Source organism: Streptomyces sp. NPDC047042, from assembly GCF_040644035.1.
Taxonomy (GTDB): domain Bacteria; phylum Actinomycetota; class Actinomycetes; order Streptomycetales; family Streptomycetaceae; genus Streptomyces.
This window is the reverse complement of record NZ_JBEYVP010000089.1, coordinates 1-11,073: the sequence shown is the minus strand read 5'-3', so window position 1 is coordinate 11,073 and position 11,073 is coordinate 1. Positions and strand designations below refer to the sequence as shown.

The window sequence follows — 11,073 nt, the reverse complement described above, 5'->3', positions numbered from 1 at the left end:
TCACGAGCGCACTACCGGGAACCGACGAGCGGCCCGCGGGAACATTCCGTGAGCGGATCACACCCCGACGGGAACATTCCGTGAGCGCTGACACACCGGCAGTTCCGCGGACACGGGAGTGGTCTGGACGCACACCTTGGTGGGATGGTCCATGACGAATCCGGCCAGCACATACGGCTGGGGCAGGTGTGCCAGGCCCCCCATGGCCTTGCCGCTCAGCGCGAGTTCGCGCATCCTCTGGTCACGTCGCACCGGTTCACCGAAGGTGGCCAGGTAGAGCGACTCCTGCTCAGCGGGTGTTCCTTGCTCGAACCACGCGTACAGGTCCAGGGATGTGATGAGGGTTGCCTGGCTGTCGGCATCGCGGTGGATCTGGATCTGGACTGGTCCGGTGATCGGTTCGGCAATCTTCCGGGCAGCGTCGGCGCGCACCTGCTCAAGGTAGCCGGGGGTGCTGACCTCCCCGATCGCGTCCCGGATCTCCGCCACGGGCCGCATTTCCTTGGGGGTGAAGTGCTTGGACTTCTTGGCGGACGCCAGAAAGTGGGACAGCTCCACGATGAAGGCGGAGTCCATCATCCGGAAATAGACGGCCGCGGACTTCGGCCCGTTCAGCTTCACCAGGGCGAGACCGGTCGGGAACTGGGCCGCCAACAGGCACTCGGCATCCGCCCGGTTCAGCCTGATCCGCCCGTCGTCCCGATCCGTCGCGCGGACGCTGAAGCCGACGAAAACTCCGGATACCGGTCCAGTCCGGCCGAAGCCCGCGGCCAGGTCCGGCTGGCACAGGAAGTCGAACCCAAAGTCGTGCTCGACCTTGTTGGGGATGATGAAGTTCTCCTGGCAGGAGAGCCGGAACCGGTCCTCTCCGATCGCCCCGATGCGCTGGGCGGCGTTGCGTTTCTTCGGCACGGTCCCCCGGATCGCATGTTCCTGTCAGGCAGGCCGGGTGCGTCTGCTGCTCCCACGGCCGCATCTGCTGCTCGTTCCTCATTGTCGCAGCCGCACCGGATCGTCCGCACAGATATCTGGTCACCGCTCAGCGATGCCGATGAGGACCTGAACTGGGCTGGCTCGGTGGACTCCACGATCGTGCGGGCGCATCAGCACGCGGCCGGAGCCCGTAAAAAGAGGGCCCCGGCCCGGTCAGCTTCGTCGTCCACCAGGCCGAGGCCATGGCGGTAGCGACGGCGCCCCGCCCCCGTCCCTGACGGCGATAGACCCGGGCGGGACTTCTCACGTCAGGGCGTGGCGGCGACCGACCGGGGAGCCATCAGGTCGGCGAACGGAGTGCGCACGTCGGGTGTCGTCAGCGGACTGACGTCGGCGCCGGCGGCCCGCGCGGCCCGGAGGACCGTGACGAGGTCTCCGCTGGCGATGGTCTCCACGGGGCACTGCCCGCACTCTCCGGTCCGGACATGCCCGGTTGTCGCAGCCGACGCGGCGCGCGTGTGCGCGAACACCTCGGCCGGGCCGTCGGCGCGGACCGCATGCCAGGATCCCTGCTGCTCCGGAGGCAGGAGCGCCGCAGCGACGCCCGGGTACATCGGAAGGTGGATGCGGCCGTCGTGGACGCGGATCACGAAGACCTGGTCCAGGCTGTCGCAGCTGTCCGGCTCGGGCGCTTCCTGCTCAAGCCAGGCGATGGCCTGCGCACGGCTGCCGGGGCCCCACAGGTACTCCGCCGGAAAATGTGTGGTGGCGTTCCGGGCGTCGTACTCCATCAGATTGGGATCCTCCCGCTCCCCGGGCCAGAAGACCGCGCGCATGAGTACGAAGGTGAACCCGTCCTCCTCCTCCTGCTGGTCGGCGAGCTGGGCTGCGTGCCCGGCCCTCACGGAGCCGGTGGTGGTGTCCCAGCCGATGGCGACCACATCGCGTGGGATCGGCGCCGGGTAGAGCCGGCCTCCCGGCGTCGCGTGGCCCCACAAATGGTTGATGATCTCCGCGAGGTCGGACAGATCCCTGTATACGTCGACGGGAGTCAGGAGTTGGAACATGCCGTGGGCGGTGAGGTTGCGCAGGTTCTTCTTCGCCCTCTCGACGCCGCGGTTTCGCTGGCCACGCAGCAGGCCCTCGCGCCGCGCCCACCTCAGCAGGCCGTCGAGCGTTCCGTTGAACGGGGTCCAGGTGTTCGAACTGCCCATCCGGATCTCGGAGTTGCGGAGCCTCTTGTACTGATCGTGGAAGTCTGCATAGCTGGTGTAGTTGATCTGACGCTCGCTGCCTGCCTGGTTTCGGGCGGTGACGGTGCCGTTGTGGTGGGCGGCGAACCGGTCCCGCAGCGCCTGCTCCAGCGTCAGCTTGGCGGCGTCCGAGACCAGCGTGAACAGGTCGTAGCACAACAGCCCGTGGGCGTAGCCGGCGCACAGCTGCTCGAACTTCTGGCGGGTTGTCTGTGCCACGTCGTCGGCGAGGACCAGGTTGCTGATCAGGCGCTGCTGATAGTCCGCGGCGTCCTGGGGCCGCATGGGTCCGCCGAGGCCGAACGGCGTGAAATGCAGGACGCGCGGGTCCACGGCCTGGAGCGCGGCGAGGGGGTCGTTGGTCCTTGAGGTCACCGGTGCGGCCCTTCAGATGTGAATGTGGCGAACCCAGAAGGATCGGGCAGGGAAAGGGGACCGTGCAACCCGATTGGTTCGGCTCGCCGACCACGGACGGGAGGGACCGGCCTTGCCGTGGCCGGACGTAGGATCCTTCGACGTAACCGCTATTTCGTTCGATGATCTGATCCTCCTGGAGCGCGCTGCCGTCGAGGCGAACGACGCTGTCAAGGGCCTGCCCTACAGTGCGGAGGCGTGGAAGCCCTGGTTCGACGCTTCCGCGGAGTTCCAGATGAAGGTGACGGCGTACGCGAAGGCGGAGGGCAAGGACCGGGTCTCGGTCGAGATGGACGTGAAGAAGGCTGTCCGGCACCAGGTGTCGATCGGGGATGCCGCGTAGGCCAGCGCGTTGAAGGGGCCTGCGGAGCCAGAGAGGTCCGCACCGGCGGATGGCGGCCATAGGCTTCCCCCATGAGTACGGTGCGTGCCCGGGTGTGGCGTTTCACGGTTGAGAAGGGCATGGCCGGCGCCGAGGCTGTCCAGGCCGTCGAGATCGGGCAGGGCTCTCTGCCGGTGTCGTTGGCCGCTGTGGTCAACATCAACGCCCTTGCCTGCGACCTGCGTAAGACGGTCGATCAGCGTGTGCGCGACCACGAGATCAGCCTCCTGCTCAGCTATATCGCCGCCGGCCCGGGTACTGGCCCGCTCGGGGTCGACTGCCCCGCCCTCGACTCCAGCTCCCTCCACATCAGGCGTTTCGTCAGCGAGTGCACCGGCCTTGGGGTGATGACCGCTGTCAGCGAGGCCCTGTTCGACTGGGAGGCAGGGGCCAACGGGCTCAGCAGCTTCGACGTCCTGCCCGGGAAACTGGTCGGCACCTACGCGAAGAAGGGGGTGCGGCCGGATCTGTTGTACACCCTTGCCGCCGGTCCGCTCGCCGGAGAGGCGCGGGGCCGCCGCCGCGACCACCAGCAGATGTTCCCTGCCGGCAAAGGCACCCAGCCGCAGAAGACCCGCCTGGAGAAGCTCGCGCAGTGGTCCGTCGACCACGACGATCACGCCTACTTCATGAGCTGGGTCTGGCTCGGCACGGGCGGCGTCTACGTCGACATCTTCCTCCCCGACGACTCCCCGGCCACGGCCGGGCTCAGCACTGGGTGGATCGACACGCCGGGCAGTGCAACTCCCTGGCGATTCCGTGTTCCCCGGCCTGATCCCCGCCGACGCCTGAACCTGGAACCGGAGGAACCCCTCCTGAACTGGCCTGATGACATACCCGAGTCCAGCGGTGAGGGTCCGGCCGAGGGAGCCGGGGCCTACCCTGAGGCGGCGATCAGGCGGGCCGAACCGCTGGTCGAGGCAGCCATGAACCGGTCCTTCGGCCGTGAGGACACACTCGGCACGTTCTCCGGCGTTGAGGTCCGCGGCCGGTGGATCCGCGGCGATGCTGTCGGCCCGGCACGCCAAGAGGTGCTGCTCGGCGTTCTGGGAGAGCGCCTGCCCTTGGACCACAGGGCCCAGCGCCGCCGGCTGGACTCTCCAACGGCTGACCGGCTCGACGTGTTCATCGAAGGACGCCTCCTCACCATCGTGCATCCGGTCGACAGCCCGCGGCCGAGCTGGGACCGGATCCAATCAGAGCTGCTGGAGTAGACAGGCCGCAGGCCCGGCCCGACGTCGCGAGACTCGCGGAGGCGGTCAAACGCCCACAACGCGGTCAGGGCCGCCCGCAGCCAGGAGACCTGGATTCAGGCGCCCGCCGCACGCGCGTCGCCCTCCGTCACTCCAGCGAGGGCAGCGTCGACGCTGCTGCGGCCGCGCAGGAGCTTCTCCGCGCACGCGACGAAGCGCTGGTCGGGGCAGGGACAGCCTGGCAGGCCCGGATCCAGGTCATGAACCTCCAACAGACCAAGGGCCGGGAAGCCGACACCACGATCTTGCTCCTCGGAAGCAACGAGTTCCAGGGCTCCGAAGGAGAGCCGTACCCGACCGGCTCCGAGCTGCTGTACGTCGTCTTGACCCGCGCCAGGAACGGACACACCGCGTTGTTCCCCACCTGGTCCACAGTCTCTGGAAACCACTTGTCGCGGCTCTGCGATCGAGGCGGCCGACGCGCACTGGTGACTCGGGTGAAAGGCACTAGAGAACGGCGCTCATTCAAAGCAGGAGCGGTGAGCGCCATCGCACGTCACGACCGGTCAGCCCCAGGTCCAAAGGGGGCAACTCGGTGACGAGTGAGGTGTCAACGCAGGCGGTAGCCGAGGAGGGCGAGCCCGGCGGCTGCCGCGCGGCGTTGGTAGGCGCGCAGTCCGGGGGCGCCGGGGGGCGAGGGCCTGCGGGCGTTGCGGTGCCAGTGGCCGGTGAGCGCAGCGAGGAACGCCGTGGTGGTGTCGGGACTGCTGGCGGTGGCGGGGTGGTCACGGAGCAGACGGGCGATGTCTGCGGGAGCATGTCCGGCGAGGACGAGCTGCGGCGCGAGGGAAGCGGCGTCGATACAGGCCGGGCCGGTGGTGGCGTGCGCCCAGTCCACGAAGGTCACACCCCGGTCGTGGTCGCGGACCATGTTGTCGGCCCGCAGGTCGCCGTGGACGATGCGGGTGCCGCAGGCCAGGGCGGGCCAGGTCGCTTCCAGCTCGGCGAGCTGCGGCAGGTGGACGCGGGCGGCGGGGGCGAGGTCGTCCGGCGGATCAGCGGCAAGCTCGTCCCAGCCGTGCAGGGCCGCCGCCGTGGACGGCACGGCGCTCACCGCCGCGGTGTACGGCGCGGGGGCGGGGCTGGAGGTGAGCTTGGCCAGCAGGTCCCAAGTCTGTTCGGCGTCGCCGGAGGCCGCAGAGAGGTCCGGGTGGGGTCCGTCGAGGTGGGCGATGACGACGGCGGTCCAGTCGGCGGCGCGGTGGATGCCCAGCAGGTCCGGGGCCGGAGCGCCAGGCGGCAGAGCGTCGAGGACGGCCGCCTCGTGGAGGTTGGCGGCAGTGAGCGGGTCGTCGTCGGGGGCGGCCTTGACGAAGACCCGCCGGCCGCTGTCCAGGCGGAGGGTGGCGGCGAGCTGGTGGCCGAAGCCGCCGCCCGGGGTGACCGCGTCGGTGACGGGTGCGCCGAGGGCGGTTTCGAGGCGAGCGCGCAGCGGCGGGGGGACGTCAATCCATTGCAGACGGCCGCTGGTGGGCGGTACAGGCATTAGGCGATGGGGATGGCGTAGGCGCGGGCGAAGTGGGTGCCGACAACGGCTTCGTGGAGGTGTCCGGCGATGGCGCGGTCGCCTTCGACGCCCATGACGACGTGGAGGTGGACAACGCCGCTGCGGATCTCGCCGGTGCCGGTCATCTCGCCGGGCAGGTCGTACTTGGTGATGTTGTCCTTGAGGGCGTCGCCTTCGGGCATGGTCGAGACGGTGAAGGAGTCGGCGGCCCCGATCAAAGAGACGATCGCCGCATCGGTGATGCCGGCCTCGGCGGCCTGGCGGCTCAACCCGTCGACTAGCTCACCGGAGAAGACTTCAAAGACGAGCATGCGGGACTCCGTCCGATAGCGGGGCTCAGCTCCCGCAGCATGACCGAGGAGCACCAGCGGGCGCCAGAGGCACGGGGGTCGAGGGGCCTCTCTCGCAAAGCGAGTGGCGAGGAACTCCGCGCGGTGCGTGGTGACTCGGGTGAAAGGGACTGAGGAATGCGCTTGTATCCGTCCACTAAAGCACCCGCTGACCTGCAGTGATGTCTCGAAGGGGAGATTGAGGGGCGGACGCGTTGAAGCGAAACCTCTGGACACTTGCACGCGGGTTACCAGGCTCTGCCGACGGGGGTGACACCGTGCACGAGGCCGGTATGGAATTCATAGTGGTGCGCAACGCGTTCCTCGGCATGGCGAGGAACGCGTTGGACGACGTGGCCAGGCATGGCCAAAACCTTCCCTCGTCCTGGTCCGATGCCCGTGATCAAAGATCAAGCTAATGTCCTGCCCCACAAGTGCGTTGAAGAAGTCCAGCGAGGTGGCGGCGACGAAGCCCCCTTGACGGCGGACGTGTTCGCGCCTCTCAGCGGAAATCCACGGGCGCACGCCGACGGCACGCGGGATCATGAGACATGAGTCCGGATGACTGGCACCTCACCGAAGACCTCGACGACTTTCTCGCTCGCGCCGGTGACTTCCTGCAGTCGCGTCCCGCCCTGCACACCATCCCGCTGACGGTGACCGAGGCACTGCGTACGCGCGGGGCGGACGCGTACGGCGCCGACGCCCCCATCTTCGGCCTGCTGGAACGGGCGGGCGAGGTCCGCGCGGCCTTCTTCCGTACCCCGCCCCGCCGCCTGACCCTCACCCCCCTCACCCCCGAAGAGGCCGACAGCCTCGCCGCTCAACTAGCCGGCCTCGGCCATCCCCTCCCCGGCGTCAACGCGGACCACGACACCGCCAGCTTCTTCGCAGAGGCTTGGCAGCGGCGCACGGGCGCGATACCGACGCTGCACGAGAGGGAGCGCCTGTACCGCTTGGGCACGCTCACGCCACCAGATCCGTTCCCTGAGGGCCGGGGCGAGTCGCGGGCGAGCAGGACCGCGAGCAACTCATGCTTTGGCACCGCGAGTTCGTCACCGACATCGGAGGAACCCCCTCTGCGGACAACAGCTCGTGGGCGGACACGCGCATCGCCCACGAACGCGTCACGCTCTGGGAAACCCCGGACGGCACCCCCGTCTCCATGGCGGGCAGGACGCCCATGGTCGCGGGCCAGATCCGGGTGGCCCCCGTCTATACCCCGGCACACCTGCGCGGTCGCGGTTACGCCGGCGCCGCGACAGTCGAGGTGAGCCGGGCCGCTCTAGCCGCAGGCGCGGCGGAGGTCCTGCTGTTCGCGGACCTGGCCAACCCCACCAGCAACGGCCTCTATCAGCGGATTGGGTACCGCCCGATTGCTGACTTCGCGCTGTACGACTTCTAGCATGCCGCGCCAGAGATCCGGCGAAGAACTCCGGAGCGCCCCGCGGCGGGCACCACAGCGAACACACTGCTCAGCAGGGGACTTCTCCGCCGAACCGCGCTGGACTTCTTCGACGCACTTGCGGCGCAGGACACTAGATCCGCGACTTGCGCAGCGAATGCCACGCAGCTCCCGACAGGGCCAGCGTCGACCGAGGAGCCGAGAGTCGTTCGTGATCGCGGTAGAGCTTCCAGTTGTAGGGAATGAGCGCCAGCTTGTTCGATGAGAGCGAACCCGGCCGTTGTGCCCTGTACACCGCCAGCGGCTCCTGCAGGCCCCGAGCGCGAGTGCCATCACGCATGATCGACAACCACAATGCATAGTCCTGCCGTTTAGGCATGTCCGGCATCAGCCTCGTGCCGAGAACGGAACGGTCGTACATAGCGGTCAGAGCCCCGATGTGATCTTGGATCAACATCTCTCGGTAGCCGACGCACCCTCGCGCCTGCACCACACGTCCGTTCGGGATGAAGTCGGCGGCCTCACCGTCGTACTGAGCGTCCACCTTGTAGTAGGAGGTGAACGTCAGAGGCGCATCGGCCGTCGCAGCGAAAGCAAGCTGCTGCTCAACCTTGGTCGGGAGCCACATGTCGTCACTGTCGAGAAAAGCTACGTAGTCCCCCCGGGCGCGTTCCATTGCAAGGTTGCGTGCCCTGGCCGCGCCACCCTGCTCGGGCGCCGATTCCGGCAGGACCCGCTCGTCCTGCCGGGCGAATTCCCTGAGCAGATCCATCGAGCCGTCGCAGGACGCATCGTCTGTGACCAGCAGCTCCACATCAGTGTGAGTCTGCGCAAGCACCGACCGGACCGAAGCACCGAGAGTGGCCGCCGAATTATGCACGGGCATCACGACCGAGACCAACGGCACGGTTCTCCTCCAAGCCAGACCAACGACGACAGTGCCCAACCAATGTAGTCGGGAGCAGCTCTCGGTCGGGCAGCCCTGCACGCAGACATCTGTACCCAGGGCTTCGGCGTAGGCGGTAGGGGGACGGAGTCACCAACATCGCCGCTGGCCTCCGCCACGACGATCGAAACCCGAGCGGACACCTTCAGCTCCCCGGGCTCACATGATCACGAAACAGACGTCAGCGGACTTCGCCGAAGCCCTGCGCGCTGACCTGCGGCGACTAACCTGATTGGCAAGGGTGTTGGTGAGGCCGTCCCGGGGCGAGGAACTGGTGCGCGCCGCGCAGCGTGGTGCGCAACTTGCGCTGTGTCGAGCGGCTGTCGAGGCGGATGTCGAGGGGCCCGGGAAGGGTGCTGTCGGCCCGTAGGCCGGTGGGCAGTCGCGATGCGTCGAGTCCGTCGCGTCGGGCGATGAGCACGCCCAGCTCGTGCCGGCTGAGAGCCTGGTTCCCGCCGAGGTGGTGGACGCCGGTCGTGTCGCCCGACGCGAGTTCGAGGAGCGCTGCGGCCAGATCGCTCGCGTGGACCGGGCATCGGAAGTCGTCTGTGAAGAGGACGCCATCGCGGGTGCCGGTGGCCAGTTCGTGGACGGTGCGTTCGTGCTCGGACTGTCCGTCGCCGATGATCAGCGAGGTGCGGGCCACGACGGCGTCCGGATGGAGCAGAAGCACCGTTTCTGCGGCGGCCTTCGCCGCTCCGTACGGGGTGATGGGGTCGGGCCTGCAGTGTTCGTCGTAGGGAACGTGGCTCTGGCCGGAGAAGACGGCGTCGGTGGAGACCTGGATCATTCTGCTTCCGGCCTTCGCCGCGGCGAGCGCGAGGCGGACGGGTCCCTCGGCTGTGACTGCCCAGTCGGCCCCGCCGCTCGACGCATTGACGATGACGCGAGGGTTCACCTCGGCCACGACTGCTTCCACGCTCCCTGGATCCCGCAGGTCGAGACTGCGCCAGGTAATCCCCGGAGCACTGCCGGGCCTGGTCGTATAGGTCGCGGCCGTCGGGCGCCCCGTGGATACAGCTTGCCGGACCAGCTCGGTGCCCAGGAACCCGGACCCACCTACGATCAGCAGCGTCATGAGGCGACACCCTAGATCGGTCAGGGCCCGGTGATGGCGAGGATGTGGGCGGAGGCGTCGGTGAGGGCCGCGTGCGGTTCCGCGATGCGGGCCGCGGTGAGGGCCGCTTCGTACATGTCCGTGCCCATGAGGTTGGCGTTGGTGTACTTCTCGATGGCTTTGACCGCCACCCAGCCGGGTCCTTCGATTCCGTAGAGGCGGGGGTCGGTAAGACCGGCCTCTGTGACCTCCGCGCGCAGCTCGGTGGAGGTCTGGAAGTAGGCGACGGTGAAGCCGCGCTGTCCGGCGTAGCGGCCCTGGGCCAGGGTGTCACGGACCCCGTCCTGGATCGCGGACTCGGTGATACCGGTGGTCGCGATGTAGTCCAGGAGGGGCGAATAGCGGGAGATCGCCGCCGCGGCGATGAGTCCGCGAGGCCGGGCCACGCGGGCCGCCTCCGTCAGCGCGGAGATCCGGTCGGTCTTGTCGTGGAGGTGGTAGAGCGGGCCGAGAAGCAGAACGACGTCGTACGTCCTGTCCGCGGCGGTGAGGCAGCGGGCGTCGCCCAGCTCGGCCGTCACGCCGTCGATGGCGGCTGCCTGGGTGACGTGCTTGGGTACGGGGTCCACGACGTGCACCGTGTAGCCGTCGTCGGCCAACCATCGGGCGTGCGTTCCGGGACCACCGCCGACATCGAGTACGCGGGCCGGTGCCGGTGGGAGGTGGCGGCGCAGTAACTCGCGGGTGCGCGCGAACTCCAGGGTGCCTGTGGCGGTGGTCTGCAGCCGTGCGGCTTCGTCGGACCGGCTGTAGAAGTCGATGATCTCCGGGCGCACGGCGGGGTTGCTCGTCATCGGACCGTCCTTGTCAGGAGGGACTGTCGGTGTCCGGCAGGGTAGGGGAGACAAGGAAGTGATCAGTTTGATTTTCGGAGCCCTGTGACGGTCCGGCCCCCACCGCCGCTGCCACAGTGCCAGGGGATGCCTGCGGAGGGTGTGGGGTGGGTGGCGGCCGAAGTCACCGCGAGACGGTCAGGCTGCGGGCTGCCGGCCCTGGTGGTCGAGGTGGCAGCGGGCGGCCGGGCGTAGGCGATTTCGGCTCGGGTGCTGTCTCCGATGTAGTTGCCGACTAAAGCGCCTGGGTTCGCGATTACTGAGCGATCGGGGACGCGAACCCAGCAGGGGTACTGATCGGGAAGGGTGCTCATCGTCGTCCCTCCGTCCAGCAAGTAGGGCAGGTTCCCCGGCCATCTCGGGTGCGGTGCCACCCCTTGTCGGCGTTCGCGTGGAAGTGCCCGGCCCGGTACACGCGAACGTGCACAGGGCGCCGTACGCCAACGGCGCGCGGCGGCCTGCACCCTGACAGCACGGTCGGGGGCTTGGAGAGTCGCGGAGCAGGTGAGACCGATAAAGCGTTCAGTTCGCTGAATGCCCGGTGGTGGCGCCGGGCGGGGTGGCAGGCTGTCACGGGTGACGGGTGAGTGGCTGAGACTTTCGTTCCGCGGTTGGCGTGGCGGCTGGAGCAGGCCGGTCAGGAATGTGACTGCGCTTTCACTGCCGTGCGGGGCGGGCTTTTCTGTGTGGAAGCTCGTTGG

General features: G+C 68.4%; 10 protein-coding genes and 2 pseudogenes. 4 read left to right on the top strand and 8 right to left on the bottom strand.

From position 1 onward, the window contains the following. Window positions 1–57: 57 nt before the first annotated feature. The gene (locus ABZ855_RS47765; RefSeq protein WP_360820182.1) at window positions 58–912 is read right to left on the bottom strand and encodes a hypothetical protein; all 855 of its coding nucleotides are present in this window, start codon (window positions 910–912) and stop codon (window positions 58–60) included. A gap of 162 nt (window positions 913–1,074) precedes the next feature. On the opposite strand from ABZ855_RS47765, the pseudogene ABZ855_RS47760 reads away from it, so the two are divergent. Next, window positions 1,075–1,183 (top strand): annotated as a pseudogene (locus ABZ855_RS47760) (IS5/IS1182 family transposase); the annotation flags it as partial. Between the two features lie 58 nt (window positions 1,184–1,241). Here ABZ855_RS47760 and ABZ855_RS47755 read toward each other — a convergent pair. Then, window positions 1,242–2,561, bottom strand: a complete 1,320-nt coding sequence (locus tag ABZ855_RS47755; protein ID WP_360820179.1) for a hypothetical protein — start codon at window positions 2,559–2,561, stop codon at window positions 1,242–1,244. Between the two features lie 112 nt (window positions 2,562–2,673). On the opposite strand from ABZ855_RS47755, the gene ABZ855_RS47750 reads away from it, so the two are divergent. Together ABZ855_RS47750 and ABZ855_RS47745 are read left to right on the top strand one after the other, a co-directional pair. Continuing rightward, window positions 2,674–2,943, top strand: coding sequence for a hypothetical protein (locus tag ABZ855_RS47750; protein ID WP_360820177.1), 270 nt, complete (start codon window positions 2,674–2,676; stop codon window positions 2,941–2,943). A 71-nt stretch (window positions 2,944–3,014) separates the two neighbouring features. Next, entirely contained in the window at window positions 3,015–4,196 is a 1,182-nt protein-coding gene (locus tag ABZ855_RS47745) for a hypothetical protein (protein ID WP_360820174.1), read from the top strand. Between the two features lie 95 nt (window positions 4,197–4,291). Here the strand turns inward: ABZ855_RS47745 and ABZ855_RS47740 are convergent, their stop codons facing one another. From ABZ855_RS47740 to ABZ855_RS47730, 3 genes are all read right to left on the bottom strand, one after another. Then, window positions 4,292–4,582 (bottom strand): hypothetical protein, encoded by a 291-nt coding sequence (locus ABZ855_RS47740; protein WP_360820171.1) that lies wholly within the window; start codon window positions 4,580–4,582, stop codon window positions 4,292–4,294. Window positions 4,583–4,785: 203 nt separating this feature from the next. Continuing rightward, a complete protein-coding gene (locus ABZ855_RS47735) occupies window positions 4,786–5,721 on the bottom strand; it encodes a phosphotransferase (RefSeq protein WP_360820168.1) in 936 nt (311 codons plus the stop codon). Beyond that, window positions 5,721–6,053, bottom strand: a complete 333-nt coding sequence (locus tag ABZ855_RS47730) for a DUF296 domain-containing protein (protein WP_360820165.1) — start codon at window positions 6,051–6,053, stop codon at window positions 5,721–5,723. The genes ABZ855_RS47735 and ABZ855_RS47730 overlap by 1 nt, the downstream gene beginning before the upstream one ends. 569 nt (window positions 6,054–6,622) lie before the next feature. Here ABZ855_RS47730 and ABZ855_RS47725 point away from each other — a divergent pair. Continuing rightward, window positions 6,623–7,476: pseudogene (locus ABZ855_RS47725) on the top strand (GNAT family N-acetyltransferase). A gap of 133 nt (window positions 7,477–7,609) precedes the next feature. Here ABZ855_RS47725 and ABZ855_RS47720 read toward each other — a convergent pair. The 3 genes from ABZ855_RS47720 to ABZ855_RS47710 all read right to left on the bottom strand — a co-directional run bounded on the left by ABZ855_RS47720 (window position 7,610) and on the right by ABZ855_RS47710 (window position 10,333). Continuing rightward, window positions 7,610–8,383, bottom strand: coding sequence for a glycosyltransferase family A protein (locus tag ABZ855_RS47720; RefSeq protein ID WP_360820162.1), 774 nt, complete (start codon window positions 8,381–8,383; stop codon window positions 7,610–7,612). Between the two features lie 262 nt (window positions 8,384–8,645). After that, window positions 8,646–9,500 carry a sugar nucleotide-binding protein gene (locus ABZ855_RS47715; protein WP_360820159.1) on the bottom strand — a complete coding sequence of 285 codons (855 nt, stop codon included), beginning with the start codon at window positions 9,498–9,500 and terminating at the stop codon, window positions 8,646–8,648. A gap of 20 nt (window positions 9,501–9,520) precedes the next feature. Then, window positions 9,521–10,333, bottom strand: a complete 813-nt coding sequence (locus ABZ855_RS47710; RefSeq protein ID WP_360820156.1) for a class I SAM-dependent methyltransferase — start codon at window positions 10,331–10,333, stop codon at window positions 9,521–9,523. Window positions 10,334–11,073 lie beyond the last annotated feature (740 nt).

Excerpts from the sequence above, each read along its gene's own strand:
- ABZ855_RS47745 (WP_360820174.1), top strand. The coding sequence starts at position 3,015 with ATGAGTACGGTGCGTGCCCGGGTGTGGCGTTTCACGGTTGAGAAGGGC.
- ABZ855_RS47735 (WP_360820168.1), bottom strand. The coding sequence starts at position 5,721 with ATGCCTGTACCGCCCACCAGCGGCCGTCTGCAATGGATTGACGTCCCC.
- ABZ855_RS47730 (WP_360820165.1), bottom strand. The coding sequence starts at position 6,053 with ATGCTCGTCTTTGAAGTCTTCTCCGGTGAGCTAGTCGACGGGTTGAGC.
- ABZ855_RS47715 (WP_360820159.1), bottom strand. The coding sequence starts at position 9,500 with ATGACGCTGCTGATCGTAGGTGGGTCCGGGTTCCTGGGCACCGAGCTG.
- ABZ855_RS47710 (WP_360820156.1), bottom strand. The coding sequence starts at position 10,333 with ATGACGAGCAACCCCGCCGTGCGCCCGGAGATCATCGACTTCTACAGC.